Annotated in this window: 21 protein-coding genes and 1 tRNA gene; 21 read left to right on the top strand and 1 reads right to left on the bottom strand. The window is 52.2% G+C overall.

Features of this window, described 5'->3' with window-relative positions; all coding sequences use genetic code 11:
• The first annotated feature begins 364 nt into the window (after nucleotides 1–364).
• The 21 genes from recA (at nucleotide 365) to QME66_04035 (ending at nucleotide 16,950) form a co-directional block, all read left to right on the top strand.
• Entirely contained in the window at nucleotides 365–1,426 is a 1,062-nt protein-coding gene (gene recA / locus QME66_04135) for a recombinase RecA (GenBank protein ID MDI6808158.1), read from the top strand.
• Nucleotides 1,423–1,980: a regulatory protein RecX gene (locus tag QME66_04130; protein ID MDI6808157.1), complete on the top strand. Its 558-nt coding sequence runs from the start codon at nucleotides 1,423–1,425 to the stop codon at nucleotides 1,978–1,980. The genes recA and QME66_04130 overlap by 4 nt, the downstream gene beginning before the upstream one ends.
• Before the next feature lie 90 nt (nucleotides 1,981–2,070).
• Entirely contained in the window at nucleotides 2,071–4,731 is a 2,661-nt protein-coding gene (alaS, locus tag QME66_04125; protein ID MDI6808156.1) for an alanine--tRNA ligase, read from the top strand.
• 66 nt (nucleotides 4,732–4,797) lie between these two features.
• The gene (locus QME66_04120) at nucleotides 4,798–5,010 is read left to right on the top strand and encodes a hypothetical protein (protein ID MDI6808155.1); all 213 of its coding nucleotides are present in this window, start codon (nucleotides 4,798–4,800) and stop codon (nucleotides 5,008–5,010) included.
• Entirely contained in the window at nucleotides 5,003–5,731 is a 729-nt protein-coding gene (locus QME66_04115) for a hypothetical protein (GenBank protein ID MDI6808154.1), read from the top strand. Before QME66_04120 ends, QME66_04115 begins: the two co-directional genes overlap by 8 nt.
• Before the next feature lie 5 nt (nucleotides 5,732–5,736).
• Complete coding sequence (locus tag QME66_04110; protein MDI6808153.1) at nucleotides 5,737–6,801, top strand: glucose-1-phosphate thymidylyltransferase; 1,065 nt, start codon at nucleotides 5,737–5,739, stop codon at nucleotides 6,799–6,801.
• Nucleotides 6,798–7,661, top strand: coding sequence for a dTDP-4-dehydrorhamnose reductase (gene rfbD, locus QME66_04105; protein ID MDI6808152.1), 864 nt, complete (start codon nucleotides 6,798–6,800; stop codon nucleotides 7,659–7,661). Before QME66_04110 ends, rfbD begins: the two co-directional genes overlap by 4 nt.
• Nucleotides 7,662–8,034: 373 nt before the next feature.
• Nucleotides 8,035–8,643 (top strand): D-sedoheptulose 7-phosphate isomerase, encoded by a 609-nt coding sequence (locus QME66_04100; protein MDI6808151.1) that lies wholly within the window; start codon nucleotides 8,035–8,037, stop codon nucleotides 8,641–8,643.
• Nucleotides 8,640–9,545, top strand: coding sequence for a decaprenyl-phosphate phosphoribosyltransferase (locus QME66_04095; protein MDI6808150.1), 906 nt, complete (start codon nucleotides 8,640–8,642; stop codon nucleotides 9,543–9,545). The genes QME66_04100 and QME66_04095 overlap by 4 nt, the downstream gene beginning before the upstream one ends.
• A gap of 22 nt (nucleotides 9,546–9,567) precedes the next feature.
• Nucleotides 9,568–10,422 (top strand): 4-(cytidine 5'-diphospho)-2-C-methyl-D-erythritol kinase, encoded by an 855-nt coding sequence (ispE, locus tag QME66_04090; protein ID MDI6808149.1) that lies wholly within the window; start codon nucleotides 9,568–9,570, stop codon nucleotides 10,420–10,422.
• Nucleotides 10,423–10,516: 94 nt separating this feature from the next.
• On the top strand, nucleotides 10,517–10,813 hold the full coding sequence (gene spoVG, locus QME66_04085; GenBank protein MDI6808148.1) for a septation regulator SpoVG: 297 nt from the start codon (nucleotides 10,517–10,519) through the stop codon (nucleotides 10,811–10,813).
• A gap of 92 nt (nucleotides 10,814–10,905) precedes the next feature.
• Nucleotides 10,906–10,980 (top strand) — tRNA-Gln (locus tag QME66_04080).
• A gap of 118 nt (nucleotides 10,981–11,098) precedes the next feature.
• The gene (locus QME66_04075) at nucleotides 11,099–12,022 is read left to right on the top strand and encodes a ribose-phosphate pyrophosphokinase (protein MDI6808147.1); all 924 of its coding nucleotides are present in this window, start codon (nucleotides 11,099–11,101) and stop codon (nucleotides 12,020–12,022) included.
• A gap of 40 nt (nucleotides 12,023–12,062) precedes the next feature.
• Nucleotides 12,063–12,743, top strand: a complete 681-nt coding sequence (locus tag QME66_04070; GenBank protein MDI6808146.1) for a 50S ribosomal protein L25 — start codon at nucleotides 12,063–12,065, stop codon at nucleotides 12,741–12,743.
• A complete protein-coding gene (gene pth / locus QME66_04065) occupies nucleotides 12,673–13,344 on the top strand; it encodes an aminoacyl-tRNA hydrolase (GenBank protein ID MDI6808145.1) in 672 nt (223 codons plus the stop codon). The genes QME66_04070 and pth overlap by 71 nt, the downstream gene beginning before the upstream one ends.
• Entirely contained in the window at nucleotides 13,344–13,679 is a 336-nt protein-coding gene (gene rpsF / locus QME66_04060; GenBank protein MDI6808144.1) for a 30S ribosomal protein S6, read from the top strand. Before pth ends, rpsF begins: the two co-directional genes overlap by 1 nt.
• A gap of 57 nt (nucleotides 13,680–13,736) precedes the next feature.
• A complete protein-coding gene (locus tag QME66_04055; GenBank protein MDI6808143.1) occupies nucleotides 13,737–14,174 on the top strand; it encodes a single-stranded DNA-binding protein in 438 nt (145 codons plus the stop codon).
• A gap of 37 nt (nucleotides 14,175–14,211) precedes the next feature.
• Nucleotides 14,212–14,466 carry a 30S ribosomal protein S18 gene (rpsR, locus tag QME66_04050; protein MDI6808142.1) on the top strand — a complete coding sequence of 85 codons (255 nt, stop codon included), beginning with the start codon at nucleotides 14,212–14,214 and terminating at the stop codon, nucleotides 14,464–14,466.
• A gap of 200 nt (nucleotides 14,467–14,666) precedes the next feature.
• A complete protein-coding gene (rplI, locus tag QME66_04045; GenBank protein MDI6808141.1) occupies nucleotides 14,667–15,110 on the top strand; it encodes a 50S ribosomal protein L9 in 444 nt (147 codons plus the stop codon).
• 27 nt (nucleotides 15,111–15,137) lie between these two features.
• Nucleotides 15,138–16,388, top strand: a complete 1,251-nt coding sequence (locus QME66_04040) for a peptidyl-prolyl cis-trans isomerase (protein ID MDI6808140.1) — start codon at nucleotides 15,138–15,140, stop codon at nucleotides 16,386–16,388.
• A gap of 64 nt (nucleotides 16,389–16,452) precedes the next feature.
• Nucleotides 16,453–16,950, top strand: a complete 498-nt coding sequence (locus QME66_04035; protein ID MDI6808139.1) for a bifunctional nuclease family protein — start codon at nucleotides 16,453–16,455, stop codon at nucleotides 16,948–16,950.
• 30 nt (nucleotides 16,951–16,980) lie between these two features.
• On the opposite strand, the gene QME66_04030 is transcribed toward QME66_04035, so the two are convergent.
• On the bottom strand, nucleotides 16,981–19,068 hold the full coding sequence (locus tag QME66_04030; protein MDI6808138.1) for an N-acetylmuramoyl-L-alanine amidase: 2,088 nt from the start codon (nucleotides 19,066–19,068) through the stop codon (nucleotides 16,981–16,983).
• Nucleotides 19,069–19,086: the final 18 nt, after the last annotated feature.

Here is a 19,086-nt window from a genome sequence, read left to right as displayed (position 1 = left end):
CTCATAACTATCATCCCCTCCATAAAGGCTCCCTCCTTCGAGGGGACATTTTAGCATTGCAGTTAACGGGGACATTTTCCCTTTGCTAACACATCGATCTATCTCTTTCTTGACTTCACCTTCTCCCTTAGATATTGTTCCAAATTGACCGGTTTGGAATCAATCTGACCGGTGGAGAGGAATCTTCGAAGAAGAAACTGACTGGTTGCGGGGAGGCGGGAGCGGATGGGAGGTGGTTGGGGTGGACAGTCTGGTTGAGGTTTCCAGTCATGCGCAAGAGTAGCGGGGTCAAGTAATACTGGACAGATTCTCGGAGCTTCTGGGGCAGCACCCTTTCGAATGAAAGGGCAGAAAGAGGTGAATCATGGTGACAGGTCTAACAAAAGAAAAGACAAAAGCGCTTGAGCTTGCCGTTTCGCAGATAGAAAAACAATTTGGAAAAGGTGCGATCATAAGGCTGGGTGAAGATTCTGCCAAGGTCTCTGTCGAAACCATACCTACCGGCTCACTTGGGCTCGACATCGCTACCGGGATTGGCGGAGTCCCGAGGGGAAGAGTCGTTGAAATCTTCGGCCCGGAATCTTCAGGGAAAACGACGCTGGCCCTCAGCATAATAGCCAACGCGCAGAAACTCGGCGGGAATGCCGTTTTCATCGACGTCGAACATGCGCTTGATGCTGCGTATGCAAAGAAGTTGGGCGTCGATATTGAAAATCTTCACGTTTCCCAGCCGGATACCGGCGAGGAAGCCCTTGAGATAACCGAGCACCTTGTGAGAAGCGGGGCGGTTGATGTGATTGCGGTCGATTCGGTGGCAGCCCTTGTTCCGAAGGCGGAAATTGAGGGAGAGATGGGCGATGCGCACATGGGACTCCAGGCAAGACTCATGTCGCAGGCCCTCCGCAAGCTGACCGGAGCAATAAGCAAATCCAAGACCTGCGTCATATTCACGAATCAGATACGAATGCAAATAGGCGTCATGTTCGGAAATCCTGAAACGACTACCGGCGGAAGGGCGCTGAAGTTCTACGCATCTGTGAGACTCGACATAAGAAGAATAGCTTCGATCAAGGAGGGCGACAGGGTCGTTGGAAACCGGACAAAAGTAAAAGTCGTGAAGAACAAGCTTGCAGCTCCTTTCAGAGATGCGGAGTTCGATATTCTCTACAATGAGGGCATCTCAAGAGAGGGAGAGATAATTGATCTTGCCATTGACAAGGGAGTCCTGGCGAAGAGCGGCACATGGCTTTCCTTCGGTGAGGAAAGAATCGGCCAGGGCAGGGAGAACGCAAGATTCTACTTGAAGGAGCACCCCGAGCTTCTCAAGAAAATCGAAGACAAACTGAGGATTCCACTTGACCACAAACCGGCTGAGCCGGCCCCGGAGCAGCAGAAGGAAAAGGTCGCTGAGAAAGTCAGACGGTGAGATTCAGGACTCTGGGGAGAGGAGGCGTCAGCAAGAACAGATCCTCCTTTCGCTCCAGCAAGGCCCGGGGAAAAGCAGAAGATGAGAAGCGGGACAGCTTCGATGAAGCAAAGAGCAAAGCCCTCGATATTCTGGCAAGAAGAAGTATTACAGCGAAAGCACTCCTTGAAAAACTAAGGGAGAAAGGCTTCACCGAAAAGACGAGCTCCCTCGTCGTTGCAAGACTTACGACGCTGGGGCTTATCAACGATCTCGAATTCGCAAGGGCTTTCGTAAGGAACAGAATCCTTGTCTCTCCAAGGGGATTCTTCCTGCTAAAGAGAGAACTTCTCGGAAAAGGTGTTCCGAAAGCAGTTGCTGAGAAAGCGATATCTGAAGCACGGGAAGACGTAAGCGAAATCGAGATAGCTGAGAAGCTTGTTGAGAAGAAGATGAGGAGTCTGGGAGGAGTGGAGGAACGCCGGGCCAAAGCCAGGGTTTTTTCCTTCCTTGTTAGAAAAGGGATCCCGGCGAGCGTTGCGATTCAAGTGACAAGGAGCAAATTCTCCGGGTGAGTGAGTGGCGCCAAAGTAACTGATGCACTCGGGGGCAATCAGGCGATTTGTCCCCGAATTCAGGATTCTCAGGTGGGAGAGAATTAAGTGATGTGTCCCCGAATTCAGGAGTTTTCTTCGTCGAGGTTGAGGGGGCTTTTTCTCGATTTCTTCAAAGATAAGGACCACACCGTAGTTCAGAGCGCTCCCATCGTGCCGGATGATCCTTCACTTCTTTTTACTACCGCCGGAATGGTTCAGTTCAAACCCTACTATACGTTGGAAAGTGAAATTCCTTTTTCAAGGGCAGTCTCCATCCAGAAATGCCTGAGGGCCACGGATCTAGAGAATGTGGGGCACACGATACGACACCACACCTTTTTCGAGATGCTCGGAAATTTCTCTTTCGGCGATTACTTCAAGGAAGAAGCAATCTCCTGGGCCTGGGAGTTTGTGATTGATGTTCTTGGACTGGATAAGGAAAAACTCTTCATCTCGGTCCACATGCAGGACGAAGAGGCCAGGAAGATCTGGCGTGAGAAGATAGGGGTCCCGGAGCCGAAGATTGTCGGGCTCGGAGATGAGGACAACTTCTGGGGGCCTGCCGGGCTTACGGGCGCCTGCGGACCTTGCTCGGAAATCTATATTGACCTTGGCGAAGAAAAAGGGTGCGGTAAACCCGACTGCGGCGTCGGATGCGATTGTGACAGATTCGTCGAGTTCTGGAATCTCGTTTTTCCTGAATTCTACAAGGATGAAAAGGGGAAGTTATCGCCGCTGAAAAGAAGAGGCGTTGATACAGGGATGGGGTTTGAGCGTCTTGTCATGATTTGCCAGGGGAAATCCTCGAGCTACGAAACGGACATTTTCCTGCCGGTCATGAGGGCCCTGGAAGAGAAGGGAAGCATTGACTCAGGTAAAGCGAAGATTCCGATGAGAATAGTCGCAGACCATGCCCGGGCACTTGTGTTCGCCATCTCTGAAGGGATTCTCCCTACGAATGAAGGAAGGGGTTATGTGTTGAGGAGGATCCTGAGGAGGGCTGTGAGGAGAGGCAGGGACCTGGGTCTCAAAGGGCCTTTTCTCTACGAGCTTGTCGGAGTGATCGCCGATTCGATGGGTTCCATCTATCCCGACCTTCTCCGGGATCCGGGAAAGGTTTCTCTGGTGATAAAGGGTGAGGAGGAAAGATTCAGGTCGACGCTCGATGAAGGGATGGGGAAGCTCGACGCGCTCGTTGAGACGGCAAAAGAAAAAGGGGAACGCTCCCTTTCAGGCAAGGAAGCATTCCTCCTTCATGACACCTACGGTTTTCCAATTGATCTCACGGTTGAAATTTGCAGCGAGGCCGGGCTTAGCGTAAGGGAAGATGAGTTCGAAAAGGAGATGGCTCTTCAAAGGAAGAGGGCTCAGGAAACTGGTGAGTTCCTCCAGGAAAAAGAGGAGAGAAAGGTGTGGAAACCTTGGGTACTTGTGAGTTCTGGAATCGCGACGGCATTCGTCGGCTACACAAAACTGTCTCAGAATGTGAAGGTGAGAAGGTACCGCGAAGGAGAAAAGGGGCTTCCTCAGATTGAAGCTGTGCTGGACAAGACCCCTTTCTACGCCGAGGGGGGAGGACAGGTTGGAGACTGCGGTCGCCTGATAGGGCCGGGAATTGAAGTGAGGATTGAGACTGCACGGAAAGAAGGAGATCTCCTCATCCATTGTGGCGAGTTTGTGAGAGGTGAACCGAAGCTCCTGGCGGCCCCGGGCCTTGTGGCAGAAATTGACAAAAACGTGAGGGATGCAGTGAAAAAGAACCATACTGCGACCCACCTTCTTCATACCGCGTTGCGAACGGTCCTGGGCGAGCACATAAGGCAATCAGGTTCCTTTGTTGCATCTGACAGACTACGTTTCGACTTCACTCACTTCTCCGCACTTTCTCCCGAGGAAATCAATTCTGTCGAGGACCTGGTGAATGAAAAGATTCAGGAGAACCTTCTTGTGAAAACCTCTACAACTTCGCTTGAGGGGGCAAAAAGCCAGGGGGCGCTTGCTTTCTTTGGCGAAGTATATGGAGACACTGTGAGGCAGGTCATCGTAGGAGAGAAAGACTACGTTTTCTCGCGCGAGCTCTGCGCTGGAACACATGCATCTCATACCGGAGAGATTGGCTCCTTCCGGATTGTCTCCGAGAAGGCAGTTGGCTCAGGTCTCAGAAGGATTGAGGCAGTGACCGGGCGGGCTGCAGATGAATATCTGGACGAAGAGAGGAACTTCCTGACTGAGCTTGAAGATTTCCTGAAGGTGCCGAGACGGGAGCTTCTTGACAAGGTGAAGGCACTTCAGCTTGAAAACGATAGATTGAGGAAGAAACTCGATGCTCTTCAGGGAGAATCGGCGCTTTCGATTGCCTTGAAGAAGTTGGAAGAAGAGCCAATTCTCGTCAACGGAGTCAGGGTTTTGACTGCGCCTGTTGATGCGCCGGACATAGATACGCTGAGAATTGTGGGGGATGGGCTCAGGGAGAAAATGGGCCGAGGAGTCGCGATCCTTGGCTCTGCTATTTCCGGAAAGATCTCAATAGTGATTGCGGTGACTGACGAGCTTCTCCGCGAAGGCAAGATTACTGCCGGCGAGATTGCCAAGGAGCTCGGGAGCCGTCTGGGCGGCGGTGGTGGTGGCCGTCCTCATCTCGCATTGGCGGGCGGGAAGGACCCGGAAAAACTCGCAGAAGGACTCGAGACGGGACGAAGGCTCGTTGAAGAAAGACTGCGAGCCGGGTGACGGTTACTCTGAGTCGGTGACCGGGTTCAGGCAAGGTGGCCATCGAAAAATGGCGTTGGAGCGAACATGGTGAGATTCTTGGGGTACTCGTCACGGTGGAAAGCGAGCGTCCCCGTTACGGGCGAGTTTGCACTGTCTGAGGCCGAAGGCCGAGTTTGCGAACTCGAGCGAGCGTGCCGGGACGGGTCAAGAATCTACGCCAGGAGCGGAAACGCGCATTTTTCGCCGGTGACGGGCGCCGTGCGGCTGGAGGGAAAGGACATCTCGAAGCGTGATTGACATTCACACACACATTCTTCCATTTGTTGATCCTGACGGACCTCAGTCGCTGGACGGGTCGCTGGTCATGGCCCGCCAGGCGTGGAATGACGGAGTCAAGGTGGCTTTCGGAACGCCGCACATTGTGAGCGACCGGCCCAGGCAAAATGGGAAGAAATGGAAGGAAGCAAGAGATAGACTGGATGAGGCTCTTAGGAACGAGGGAATAAGTCTTGATGTGAGACTCGGCGGAGAAGTCTATTTCACCGAGAAACTCGAGTCATTCCTGGAAGAAAACAATGTCTTTCTTGATGAAGCGCACAGATTCTTCCTGGTTGAGTTCCAATTGACCTCGTTTCCTTCCGGCGCTGAATCAATTCTTTCCAGAGCTGTGAGAAAAGGCATGGTTCCGATTCTCGCCCACATCGAGAGAAACCTGGCCATGTCGAAGAATCGGGTTCCCGTTTGTGATCTTGTTCAGATGGGCTGCCTTACCCAGATAACCGGTGGCAGCCTCCTGGGATACTTTGGGGACACGGCGAAGGAAAAGGCAAAGGAGCTCCTGGGAAATGGACTGGTTCATTTCCTTGCCTCGGATGCACACGACCCGGTGGACAGACCGCCTGTCCTGGCAGCGGCCCTCAAAGAGGCCTCGAAAATCATAGGCGACACGGAGGCGGGAAGACTCGTGCATGAGAATCCAAAATCACTTGTCGATGGCGCATCTCACTTGAGGAGGTGAGGACAATAAAAGGGCTCATCCTGAGCGGCGGAAAAGGTACGAGACTGAGGCCGATAACCCATACCAGCGCAAAGCAGCTTGTTCCGGTTGCGAACAAACCGATTCTGTTCTACGCAATTGAGGCCATAAGGGACGCAGGCATCACTGATATCTACATAGTGGTCGGCGATACGAAGGATGAGATCAAAGCGGCAGTGGGAAACGGTTCTGCCCTTGGGGTGAAGGCAACCTATATCGAACAGGAGGCTCCGCTCGGACTGGCACATGCAGTCAAGATCTCTGAGAAATATCTGGGCAAGGAACCGTTCGTCATGTTTCTCGGAGACAACATCATCAAGGACGGAATCAAGAATTTCGTGGACGAGTTCAGAAGCGAACACCCAAACTGCCAGATACTTCTCGCCAAAGTGCCTAATCCTTCCGAATTCGGAGTGGCGGAGCTTGATGCCGACAGAGTCGTGAGGCTTGTGGAGAAGCCAAAAATCCCGAAGAGCGATCTGGCGCTTGTCGGCGTGTACATGTTTGACAGCACGGTCTTCAAGGCCGTGAATAACATCAAGCCGTCCTGGAGAGGCGAACTCGAGATAACCGATGCAATCCAATATCTCATCGACAAGAAGTTCGTGGTAAGGTCTCACACAATCACGGGGTGGTGGAAGGACACAGGTAAGCTTGAAGATATACTCGAGGCCAACAGAATTGTCCTCATGGCGCTTGAGCCGAGGATCGAAGGCAGTGTTGATTCGAAATCACAGGTAGCAGGAAATGTGGTGATTGGTGAAGGCAGTGAGGTCAAGGAGAGTGTCCTCAGAGGGCCCCTGATAATCGGGAAGAACTCGAAGATTACCGGATCCTATGTCGGGCCTTTCACCTCTATTCATGACAATGTTCTGGTTGAGAACAGCGAGATCGAGCACAGCATTGTGCTCGAAGGCAGCACTATTCTGAATCTCGGCGCCCGGCTTGAGGGAAGTCTCATTGGCAAGAACGTAGTTCTCAAGAAGAATTTCTCCAAACCCCAGGCCTATCGTTTCATGGTGGGGGATTCAAGCCAGGTCGAGGTCTATTGACAAAGCGCAGAGTTCTTGTAACAGGCTGTAAGGGGTTGTTGGGCACTGCCCTTACAAGAATTCTCTCACAAGAGTACGAAGTGATTCCCTGTGACATAGACACGGCAGATGTAACCGATCTGGATTCGTTCGGAGAATTCGCACGGAATGCTTCACCGGACATAATCGTACACTGCGCGGGTTACACGAGAGTTGACGATGCCGAGAAAGAAAAGGAGCTTGCCTTCAAGATAAATGCCTTTGGCACGAAGAATGTTGCGACCGTGGCGACTGAAATGGAAGCCCCGGTTCTCTATGTGAGCACAGACTACGTTTTTGACGGAAGAAAGGGTGCGCCGTACCTGGAATTCGACCGGCCAAATCCAATAAACGTCTACGGCAGCTCCAAGCTGGCCGGAGAAGACTTCGTGAGGAACATCTGCCCGCAAAACTGGATAGTGAGAACTTCCTGGCTCTATGGCACGGGCGGCAAGAACTTTGTCGATACGATGGTGACCCTTTCCGGGAAGGGCAAAGAGATACCGGTTGTGGATGACCAAAGGGGTTCTCCGACACTCGCGGACGACCTTGCCGGTGCAATGATGGTCATACTGAAGAGGAACGAGTTCGGTCTCTATCACGCTACAAATGGCGGGGATTGCTCATGGTACGAATTCGCCAGGGAGATAGTCAGTCTCTGGGGAGGAGACGCTGCTATCGTGAAGCCGATCTCTTCGGCTCAGTCGGACCGGCCGGCGAAGCGCCCGACGAACTCAGTCCTGGAAAATTACCGCCTGCGGCACACACTCGGATTTGAGACCCGGCACTGGAGAGACGCCCTGAAGGACTACTTGAGGGCCAAGAAAGAAGAAGGCTCGTAACAATGGAAAACGGGATATTGTTCACGAAGATCGAGCACTGTAGCGGCTGCCTGTGAAATCAGGAGTGCTGTGCAGCAGCTGGGCCTGGAGATGTCCTTGAACCGACTTTCCGAAAATCTCTGGACTCCCTTCTTGGAGGAGGGAACGACCCCGAAGGGGACGAATTTGCGCTGTCTGAGGCCAGGGGCCGAGTTCGCAAATTCGAGTGAGCGAGTACGGGAAGGATCGACATTTTCGGCAGGAGGGAAAGGATATCTCCCGGAGCTGAGCCCGGGCCGAGGAATCAGCCGCCAGCCGAGCCTGAATCGCGATGCCTGATGTTGCCAACACGCAAGGTGGTACGCAGTCGAAGTGTCGCTGAAAGGAGCATTTCTTGCCGAGAAAGAGCCAGCTAACACGACAGGATGCAGAAAATGCGGTCCTGACCTCCTCCAAGATTATAAGGGAGGTTGGTGAGAAAAACGGGAAGTGGATAATGGACGTCGCGCAGGTGATGGTTCACGCCGTCAATTCGGGGAAGAAGATCCTCTTCTGCGGGAACGGCGGCAGCGCGGCCGATGCTCAGCATCTCGCCGCTGAATTGAGCGGCAAGTTCTATCTCAACAGAGATGCGATCCCGGCGGTCTCTCTCACGACGAATACCTCCATCTTGACTGCAGTCGGAAATGACCTTGGATTTGAGAAGATCTTCTCAAGACAACTTGAAGCGATGGGGGCGAGGGGCGATGTCCTTGTCGCTATAACGACAAGCGGAAAGTCGGAGAACATAATACGGGCGGTTCGCACAGCCAAAAAGAAGGGTCTCAAGACAGTTTGCTTGACGGGGCTCAAAGGAAGGGAGCTCGCGAGGGAATGTGATTTTTCGCTCATCGTTCCTTCGGAAGAGAGCCCGCGAATTCAGGAAGCACACATCACGGTCGGGCATACAATCTGCTGGCTGGTTGAGGCTCAGCTGTTCGGAAAGAAAGGAAAAGGAAAGTGAGAGGAGCCGGCAAGAGAATTTTCGACCTCATCACTGAAATGAGGCCGAGCCAGTGGACTAAGAACCTTGTCGTTTTCGCAGGGCTTATCTTCTCACATGGAGGCGCGACAACTTCACTTCTATTGAGATCGGTGGCCGGATTCTGTCTCTTCTGTCTCCTTTCCGGATCAATCTACATTCTGAACGACGTAGCGGATATCGAAAGAGACAGAGCGCATCCCTGGAAGAAGAAAAGGCCCGTTGCGAGAGGCGATATCTCCAAGAGTTCTGCGGTGTCTTTCTCTCTGCTGATTGCCGCCGTCTCTCTTTGTCTTGCATATCCGCTTGGAAGAAGTTTCTTTTTTGCTGCGGCGGGGTTTGTTGTCCTTAATGGTCTATACAGCCTGATTCTGAGAGGAGTCGTGCTCCTTGACGTTATTGCAATTTCGACGGGGTTCGTTCTCAGAGCTTTGGCCGGAGTCGAGGCCTTGAGAGGAGTCGAACCCGGTATTGAGGTTTCGCCCTGGCTCCTGCTCTGCACTTTCTTTCTTGCGCTCTTTCTTGCTGTCGGAAAGAGGAGGGCTGAGTATGAATTCCTGCTCGAAGGCGCGAGCAATCACAGGCTGACTCTTACAAAATACTCTCCGCGCGTCCTGGATCAAATGATACCGGTTGTCACGGCAAGCACGGTCATATGTTACTCGATCTATACAGTCGCTCCAGGCACAGTGGAGAAATTTCACACCACGGGTCTTCTATACACGGTTCCATTCGTTCTCTTCGGAATATTCAGATATCTCTACCTGGTTTTCGAGAAGGGCAAGGGCGGAAATCCTTCCGAGACCCTTCTCACTGACCTTCCGCTCATAATCGACATTCTTCTCTGGGGTCTGGTAGTAGTCTGGGTAATCTATTTGAGTTAGATACCTCCCATAGCGATCCCATATGACAGAGAAACTCCTGGCTTCTTTTGCGAAGCTCAACCTGTGCCTTGAGGTGGGTCTCCTAAGAAGCGACTCCTACCATGAGATTGAGTCTGTGCTTACGACCATCAGTTTGAAGGACGACGTAATAGTGAAAAAAGCGCTGGGCAAAATCTCCGTCCGCTGTGACTCAGAGAGCGTCCCGGTGGATAAGACGAACATCGCCTGGAAAGCCGCAAGGCTGTTTCTCGAGAAATTCTCACTCAAGGGAGGCGTTGAGATTGAGATAAGGAAAAAGATTCCGGTTGGCTCCGGCATGGGCGGGGGGAGCAGCAACGCCGCCGCGGTACTTAAAGGTATGGCTGAGCTCTGGGGTCTGAACCTGAGCAGACAGATGCTTCTTGGTCTTTCTGCCCTTCTTGGAAGCGACGTCCCGTTTTTTGTCGAGGGAGGCGTGGCGATTGCCAGAGGAAGAGGGGAGAAGTTGAGCCGGCTTGCCGGCCTGCCTGAAATGTGGTTTGCGCTGGTGAATCCAGGGTTTGCGGTATCAACCTCCTGGGCTTACGGCGAAGCCGAAAAAATTGGGTTGACACGTAATGCTGGGTGCAATAACATGTTACTAATCGGGATAGAGCATGGCGATATCGGCCTGATCGCTCGCTGTATCCACAACTCGCTTGAGGACGTGGTCGTGCGGAATTACCCGATTGTAGGACATCTAAAAGAGTTAATGATATCTCTGGGTGCACTCGGGAGCGCCATGAGCGGGAGCGGTCCAACAATATTCGGCGTTTTCAAGACTCAGGAATCTGCTGAAGAGGCTGTTGACAAACTGACAGCCCTCGGGTTATCCGGGTGGGTTGCCAAGCCTGTGTAGGCGGAGAAGTCTGAATCTTTCCGGCCACCCGGAAGTGCGTGATTGGGCACCGCGTTGCGCGTTGCGGTATACCAGGACAGGTGGTGACGACCATATGGAGATCACAGAGGTAAGGATTTCTCTCAGGGAGAAGGACAAGCTCAAAGCTTTTGCGAGCGTCACGCTTGATAACGCATTTGTAATCAGAGGCATGAAGGTCATAGAAGGGAACAGCGGCATGTTTGTGGCAATGCCTAGCCGGAAGAAACCCGACGGTACTTATCAGGACATTGCGCATCCAATCAACAATGAGGCGAGGAGGATGCTGGAAGACAGGGTGCTATCTGAGTACTATCGGGAGTTGGCAAAGGAGAAAAGCGCTCAGCCAACTTCACTCACTGGGAGAGAATAGGAGGCCTGGGCACTCAAGGGAGCCTTCTTAGACACAGCCGACGCCCGGTTAATCCCGAGGCATGAACATAAGAGGTGGCGAAACTCCTTGGATGGGGCGTCGTCAAGCGGTAAGACACAGGAATTTGGATCCTGCATTCGGGGGTTCGAATCCTCCCGCCCCAACCAAATTGAGCGATGAGGAGAGTAGGCTAGATTACGGTTCTTATTATTGTGGCCGGACGGTCTGCTTCCATAATTGTGAAATTGAACCTGGAAATAGGCCGTCCTATTTTTTGAAAATCGAATGAAAATATTCTCTGGAAACGCAAACAAAGACTTGGCACAGGAAGTGTGCCTCGAACTGGGTATCAGTTTGGGCGACGCTGATGTCTCCTGCTTCTCAGACGGGGAGACTACGGTGAAGATAAACGAAAACATCAGAGGCGTTGACGTTTTCGTTTTCCAGTCGACCAATTCTCCCGCCTCAAACCTCATGGAGCTCCTTGTGATGCTGGACGCTGCCAAAAGGGCGTCTGCCAGGCGGGTCACCGCTGTGATTCCTTATTTCGGCTATGCGCGACAGGACAGGAAAGACCAGCCGAGAGTCTCGATCACTGCCAAACTGGTAGCGAATGTGATTGCGACTGCCGGGGCTGACAGGGTTCTTACAATGGATCTTCACGCACCCCAGATTCAGGGATTCTTCGATATTCCTTTTGATCACATCTATGCTGCCCCTGTTCTCATCGACTACTTCAAGAACAAGGGGGTTCAAGATCTGGTCGTGCTCGCTCCTGATATCGGAAGTGTCAAGATGGCCAGAGGATTTGCGAAAAGGCTTGGTGCATCACTTGCCATAGTGGACAAAAGAAGACCGGCTCCCAATGAGGCGGAGATCATGCATCTCATAGGCGATGTTAAGGACAAGAGGGTCGTCATAATAGATGATATTGTTGATACCGCCGGGACTCTGACCCAGGCGGCACGAGTGATAGCCGATAATGGGGCGATGGAGGTCTTTGCCGGCTGCACTCATGCGGTTCTTTCGAATGATGCGATTAAGAAGATCAGAGACTGTCCCATTAAGGAGCTTGTCACTACAAACACGATACACCACGATGCAAGTGGGCTAGACAAGAAAATGAAGACGCTTTCGGTTGCGAAGCTGCTTGCGGAGGCGGTAAAGAGAATCCACGAAGAGAGATCATTGAGCAGCTTGTTTGTCTGAGCAAGAACTAACCCTTGTGCTTTCTTAAGGAGGTTTTCCCATGCCCGTGTTTTCGCTTGAGTGTGAGGTAAGGACCAAGGTTGGTACCGGAGAATCAAGAAGGTTGAGAAGGTCTGGATTTTTCCCTGCCGTGGTCTACGGGCAGGGAGATGCTCCCATGCCGCTCCTGGTCTCGAAGGAGACACTTTTCTCGGTGTTGAAAGTTTCCGGCGGGAGCAATGTTCTGGTCGATCTCAAGATCTCAGGCCAGAAGAAATCGGAGATTAAGACCATAATAAGGGAGCTTCAAAGAGATCCTGTGACCGGGGGTATTCTCCACATCGATTTCCAGCACATCTCCCTCACCAGTGAGATAGTTGTCGAGGTTCCTGTTGTCTTGACCGGAGTTCCTGTCGGCGTCACCGAGCACGGGGGCATTCTCGAGCACATTTTGAGAACGGTTCAGGTCGAGTGCCTGCCGACGGACATTCCCGAGAAACTGGAAATAAATGTCTCGGCTCTTGGGGTCGGAGACTCCATCCATGTTGGGGACATTACGATAGTAAACGGCAAGATCCTTACAGATCTTGAATCAGCACTGGCTACCGTTGTGCCGCCGACTGTCTTTGAAGAGGTGAAAGTCGAAGCTGCTCCTCAGGAGCCTGAACTTATTGCAAAGGCTGAAGAAGAAGAAGTGCCTGAAGAGAAAGAAGAGGGAAAAGAAGCAGAAGAGGAAAAGTAGATTCTTGAGAGCAGTCATAGGGCTTGGAAACCCTGGAAAGAGGTACAGGAAGACCAGGCACAATCTTGGATTCAGGGTTGTCGACATGGTGCAGTCCGGATTCGACGGGGTGGTTGGGGAGGTAAGGGGGATGTACTGGGCAAAGACATCCGATTCGGCTCAAGATAGATTCTTCTTTGTCAAACCGCTTGCCTTCATGAACAGGAGCGGCCCGGCAGTCCGGGAGTTTGTTGAGGAGCATGGGCTGGTATCGGGAGAGCTCCTCGTTGTCTGTGATGATATCTACCTTGCGCTCGGGAAGGCGAGGCTGCGCAGGAAGGGAAGCTCTGGCGGTCACAAAGGGCTTGAATCCATCATAGAGTCTCTCGGAACGAAGGAATTCCCGAGGTTGAGGATTGGAATAGGCCCTGTTGATGGAGACGCTGACCTGGTGGAATTTGTCCTCTCCGAGTTCACCGACGATGAGGAAAACACTCTTGAGGGGGTTCTGGGGGCTGCATCGGGCTCTGTTGTTGCTTTTCTCGAAAAAGGCTTGGACACCGCGGTTGACCGCTTGAATGAGTCACTGACTGTACCAGGCAAAAAGGGGGTGATTGACTAGTGAAAGACTATGAGACTGTCATCATCTTAAGTCCCAATCTGGACGAGAAAGACCTGGACGAAGAGATGGAGAAGGTGACGGGCACGATAACGTCCTTCGGGGGCGAGGTGAAGGAAGTGGAGAAGTGGGGTAAGAGACGATTCGCCTACGAGATCAAGAGGCACAAAGAAGGCAATTATGCCCTCATGAAGTTCAAGAGTCCACCATCGGCCTTGACGGAACTTGACAGGAGGCTCAAGCTGAATGAACGGGTTCTCAGACACTTGACATTGTTGAGCGTATCTCTCCCTCCATCGGAGGAGAAGAAGAGTGCGAACGCGAATGACCGTGTCTAAGATGGGATTCTGACAAGCTGTATCTGGAAGCGGGGGGGATGTTGGGAGGAGGAGAATATGATGACCGATGTGAAATTAGCTTCAATAAACAGAGTCTTTATTTGTGGAAGACTTACAAGAGATCCCGAGCTGAGATTCACGCCTTCTGGAGCACCGGTTGGAACATTTGCCATTGCCTCCAACAGACGGTTCAAGAATCAGAGCGGAGAATGGAAGGAAGAAGTCTGCTACGTGAACGTTGTCACCTGGGGAAAGCTCGCAGAGAGAGCCGGCGAGGCCCTGAAAAAAGGAAGTGCAGTGTATGTTGAAGGACGGCTGAGAAGCCGGTCGTGGAACCAGCCCGATGGGTTGAAGAAAAGTGTCATAGAGGTGGTGGCAGATAGAGTACAATTTCTTGACAGGGACAAAAGAAAGGAAGATGAGACGGCTCCCGCTCCCGATCTCGAAGCCGGAAAAGAAGAGCCTGAGGAATCGGATGAGGAGCTGCCATTCTAGAACCGCACAATTCAAACACTAACCGGACGGAGGCAATTTGAGAGTCAGGGAGAAAACCGAGAAGACCGAGAAGGTAGTAAGAAAGAAGGCATGCAAGCTCTGTATCGAGAAAATTGATCGAATCTACTACACTGATGAAGATCGACTTTCCAGATTCATATCTGACAGAGGAAAAATAGTCCCGAGAAGGATCACGGGCACCTGTGCCAGGCATCAGAATCAGATAAGGGCTGCTGTCAAAAGGGCGCGGATGCTTGCCCTGCTGCCTTTCACGGGCGACCACCACAGGTGAGTTCTCAGGGGCCCTGGGCATCCTGACTCCTCACTTTGCCGGGACGCCTTGCAGGTTTCTCGTATGCAGACTATCCTTTGAGAGAACCGAATTCGCCGAACTTCGGAACAGTCCTGGTGTATGAATTGCAGTCTCATATCGCAAGACGTGGAAAGTGTCGTCGAGCTTGTCAGGAAACAGTCTTCAAAAAGGAGCGGTAGATGGAAGTTGTTCTTCTTGAAAAGGTGCAGGGCCTCGGAGAAAGAGGCGATGTCGTCAAGGTTGCTGAAGGATACGCAAGGAACTATCTGATTCCCCTAAAGAAGGCGATAGTTGCAGGCGAGAAGAGCCGTGGCGTTCTTGATGAGCAAGAGAGAATGTTCAAGAAGAGAAGAGAGAAAGAGCTTAGGGAGGCCGGCGTGCTTGCCGCCGAACTAGAGAGTGTTTCCTGCACGATTCCCATGCAGTCCGGCGAAGACGACCGGCTGTTCGGGTCTGTTACCGCCCAGGATATCAGCGAATCTCTCGAGAAACAGGGATACAAAGTCGACAAAAGGAAGATTGTTCTTGACGAACCGCTCAAGGCACTTGGAGTGTATTCAGTCCCTATAAAGGTCTGTCCGGAAGTCGAGGCAGTAGTGAAAGTCTGGGTTGTCAAAGAATAGGTTCTCACGGAAAGGAGTCAGGGCACAATGAGATACGCGTCTATTGCTGTTCTCTTTCTCCTGGTAGCGGTTCATTCGTTGTACGCCAAGGAGGAGGCAGGCGTAAAGCCCGGGAGCAAGAGCCCGGTCGTTCTGGCGATAGTCAACGGAGTGCCGATAACCAGTGCCGACCTTGATGCGGAAATTGAACAATACGGGCAGAAAGACCGTATAAGACTGGACTCACCCAGTTCAAAAAGGGTCATTCTTGACAGGCTTGTTGACGACTGGTTGTGGCTGAAGGCAGCGAACGATTCCGGCCTGAGAAATGACCCGGAGTTCCTGAAGAGGATGAAAATCGGGGAGAGGCGAGTCCTTCTGAGCCTCTTCTACGAGAAAGAGATAGTGGGAGGGGCCGCGCCCTCTGACGAAGAAGTGAAGAAATACTACGACGAACATCTCAAGAACTATGAACTGAAAGAGAGGGTGTATCTGAAACACATGGTCCTCCCGACCGAGCAAGAAGCGCTTGCCGTCAAGAAGGCGCTGGATGCCGGCGGGAGTTTTGAAAAACTTGCCAAGGAGAAGTCAACTGACCAAGCCACCAAGGACAACGGTGGAAGGGTTGGCTTTGTGATGAAGGGGATGGCCGTCAAACTTCTCGGCAGTGCTTCGGACACGTTGGTGACTGAAGCCCTTCAGCTGGAAGTGGGCAAGGCAAGCAAGGTGATCAGAACCAGCAAGGGCTTTGAAATTCTTGAGATTGACTCCAAAGAGAATGCACGCACGAAGACGCTGGATGAGGTCCGGTCTCAGATAAGAGAGAATCTCCAGGGAAAGAGGACGTCGCAACTGCAAAATGAGATATATGAGGAGCTCAAGAAAAATGCCAAGGTGGAAGTAAACGAGGAAGCGCTTATAAACTATCTTGCTGAGAAAATGACTCCCCCGGAGCTCTTCGATGCCGCTCAGAAGGCGTCGACTCCGTTCGAACGCATCAAATACTATCAGAGAATAGTCACGGCTTTCCCGGATAGCGCCCAAGCCCCTCAAGCTCAATTCATGATTGGGTTCACCTATTCCGAAGAACTGGGTGACTACGCAAATGCCGAGACCAGTTTTGATGCAATGCTCAGGAGATACCCTAAGTCCGACCTGATTCCTTCGGCGAAGTGGATGATGAAGAATATGAAGGAAAGCAGGCCCAAGCTGAAAGGTCTTGAGGATGTCAAGAAAGCGTCGAAAGAAAAGCCAGACGAGCCCAAGGGCGGTAAGAAGAAGGAAGACAAGAAGAAATGAATGCTCGCTACAGGTCTCACCCTGACACATAGAATGGCCCGGTGGAGTTTGCGGGGAGGCTCACGTGCTGATTGAAGTCGGGATTGGCGGACTCGCGATTGACGAGAAAAGCAAGAGTCCCGTTGTCCTTCTGCAGGAAGTCGGCGGAGAGAGATACCTTCACATCTGGATTGGGCCGGCCGAAGCAAGTGCAATCGCGATGGAGCTGGCAGGCAGGAAGTTCCAGAGGCCGCTTACTCATGATCTGATGGCAATGATTGTTGAGGGACTCAAGGCCCACGTTTCGAAAGTTGTTATCTCGGAGCTCAAGGATAATACTTTCTTCGCGAAGATCATCCTCGACAGGCAATCAGAGAATGTGGCGGTTGATGCAAGACCGAGCGATTCAATAGCCCTGGCATTGAGGACTCACTCGCCTATCTACGTTGCCGAGGAGTTGCTGAACGGTCAGGGGAAGGTTGGTACAGAGAAAACGAAGGAAGAGCGTGAGGCGGAGAGGGCTGAAGAGCTGAGAAGGTTCCTCGAAAAAATGAATCCGGAGGATTTCGGAAAGTTCTTCTGAACCGGCGTAACGTCCAGGAGACAGGACGCTTCAGGGATTCGCGCCGGTTTTCTGCAGGGTGAGTTTCAATCCGGAAAAGATCAGAAAAGCCTCGAGTTCAAGATTCTTCTTCTTGTCAAGAAAGACCCTATCTGCCGCTCCCGACACGTTGAAAAACCTGATGATTACTGCCGGAGCACTTGTCTGCTGGATAGTATACCCGGGATATTCGAATACTCCGATCTTCCGACCGAGACTATCTGAGAACGCCCCTGCGACGGATGATGCAAGCATTCTTCCGGCAGCACTGCCGGGATAGTAGAAACTCCCCGTCTTAGATATCCCAATCCCGCTGTGAGAGATTTGTATGAAGAAATCCGCTCCGGCAGTTTCGGCAAACATGACTCGCTCAGCAGCCGATGGAGACGTGTGTTCGTCCCTTGTCAGGAAGGCCTGACCTCCTGCATCAGTGATCAAGGCAGCGAGGCGCCTGGAGACCTCCAGATTGAGCCTGGGAGACAGGGCCAGAATCTTCGGATTGCCTTCATCCGGTTCAAGGCTTTCCGGGTCTATGACAATCCGTTTGCCCTGGAATATGCCGTCAAAGAGAGGATTGACGGAGACTTGAACCCCCGAATCACCTGCCCCTGAAGCTGTCCGGATAGATTGCTCGTACCCTTCCTTGAAAATTCTCGTGACGGAATCTCCTTTCGAAAAGCAGATCGCAGCGAAGAAACCGTCCCTGTTCGTCTCGGTGTATGTCTGTCCCGCGATTTCCACTCTTGCCGATCGAATTGGGAGACCGGACCTTGAGTCCTTGATGAATCCGGTAAGCCAGCACGTGTCACCGCCGGCAGTGCTGCAGGTGATCGAATCCCTCACGGTTCCCGTCTGGGCCTGAGCAGAAACTGCGCCTCCACTATTTGAAGAGTATGAAAATGCTTCGCCGCCTACTGTCCGGCTTTGATTCCGAAAGGATGCGGCTCCCCGGTAAGAGAAGAGCACAACCGTACTGTCAGCCACAGGCCTTCCATACATATCCTGCACATACGCCTTGAGGCAAAGTGCTGCCCCGGTTTTTTCACACGCGACAGGAGGGGTGGATGAAAGAACGATCTTTGCAGGCTCGCAGCCAACCTTGAATCTCTGCCTGAAAGGCTTCGAGCTGTTTCCATTCATGTTTCTTATGGAAGCTTGAAGTTCCCGGTTCCCATTCGGAAGCGCCTCTTTCGGCCTAACCGAAATCCTCCAGGTTTCTCTGTCGATCCGGCACTCTGTTTCTCTTCCATCTATTTTCACGGACAGTGTGGACCAGTCGGGATCAGCTTCTTCGGCGCCAGCCCTCAGTCCGATCGCTATTTCCGGGAGTGGAGTGGTGAAAACTGTACCGCGGTCCACATCAGAGAAGAAGCACGGAACTCCCTTTGAGAAATACTCGACGAGGCCGAGAAAATAAGCTTCCGCCTCCATTTTCTGCTTTTCCGAAAGCACCAATCGCTTTTCCACCAGAGGATTTGTAAGATACGAAGGTTCGCCTAGAACTGCCGGAGAGCTGGAATTCCTGAGGACAAAGTAATTCCCGGGCATGACTCTGGCTTCCCCTATTCCAAGATTTGCGGAAAGGTGCTTTGCGATGCACTTCGCAAGGTCAAGAGACGGGCCGCTATCAAGAAGCCTGTAATAGACCTGACTTTCGTTTGTCTTCTTTCCAACGTCGGAGTTGTGGTGAATTGATAGGAAGATATCGGGAGAGAAGTCGTTCGCGATCTTCGACCTCAGAGAGAGGTCATTCTTGAGGATCGCTTCTTTGTCTCCTACGAAGTCTTTGTCCGAACTTCTGGTGAGAATCACGTCTGCGCCGCTGTCTTTCAGAAGTCCCCACAGATAGAGCGCAACCCCAAGGTTGACGTCCGATTCCTTAATGCCTTTTACGCCGCGGGCCCCGAAATATCTTCCCCCATGCCCAGGGTCTATGACGATCTTCCTGCCTTTCAATGCGGAGGTGTCAAGTCCCTTGATGGACTCTGCGAGTCTCTCATAGGGTCTGCCCGTGGGGCCTTTCGGCAGGAGGGCGCAGCCGCTGAAGAGGAGAATCACGGTGACGAAAATCAGAAACGCGGAGGCAACTGTCTTAACCATTAGTTTGTGAAACGAAGG

The organism is Candidatus Eisenbacteria bacterium (genome assembly GCA_030017955.1).
In the GTDB taxonomy this organism is placed as follows: Bacteria; Eisenbacteria; RBG-16-71-46; order JASEGR01; family JASEGR01; genus JASEGR01.
Note: the sequence above shows the minus strand (reverse complement) of the source record. Positions and strands in the feature narration are given on the sequence as shown.

Bases quoted from the DNA above. Each gene is read 5' to 3' on its own strand.
- recA (MDI6808158.1), top strand. From the start codon at position 365: ATGGTGACAGGTCTAACAAAAGAAAAGACAAAAGCGCTTGAGCTTGCC.
- alaS (MDI6808156.1), top strand. From the start codon at position 2,071: ATGTGTCCCCGAATTCAGGAGTTTTCTTCGTCGAGGTTGAGGGGGCTT.
- QME66_04120 (MDI6808155.1), top strand. From the start codon at position 4,798: ATGGTGAGATTCTTGGGGTACTCGTCACGGTGGAAAGCGAGCGTCCCC.
- ispE (MDI6808149.1), top strand. From the start codon at position 9,568: ATGACAGAGAAACTCCTGGCTTCTTTTGCGAAGCTCAACCTGTGCCTT.
- spoVG (MDI6808148.1), top strand. From the start codon at position 10,517: ATGGAGATCACAGAGGTAAGGATTTCTCTCAGGGAGAAGGACAAGCTC.
- QME66_04075 (MDI6808147.1), top strand. From the start codon at position 11,099: ATGAAAATATTCTCTGGAAACGCAAACAAAGACTTGGCACAGGAAGTG.
- QME66_04070 (MDI6808146.1), top strand. From the start codon at position 12,063: ATGCCCGTGTTTTCGCTTGAGTGTGAGGTAAGGACCAAGGTTGGTACC.
- QME66_04055 (MDI6808143.1), top strand. From the start codon at position 13,737: ATGATGACCGATGTGAAATTAGCTTCAATAAACAGAGTCTTTATTTGT.
- rplI (MDI6808141.1), top strand. From the start codon at position 14,667: ATGGAAGTTGTTCTTCTTGAAAAGGTGCAGGGCCTCGGAGAAAGAGGC.
- QME66_04040 (MDI6808140.1), top strand. From the start codon at position 15,138: ATGAGATACGCGTCTATTGCTGTTCTCTTTCTCCTGGTAGCGGTTCAT.
- QME66_04030 (MDI6808138.1), bottom strand. From the start codon at position 19,068: ATGGTTAAGACAGTTGCCTCCGCGTTTCTGATTTTCGTCACCGTGATT.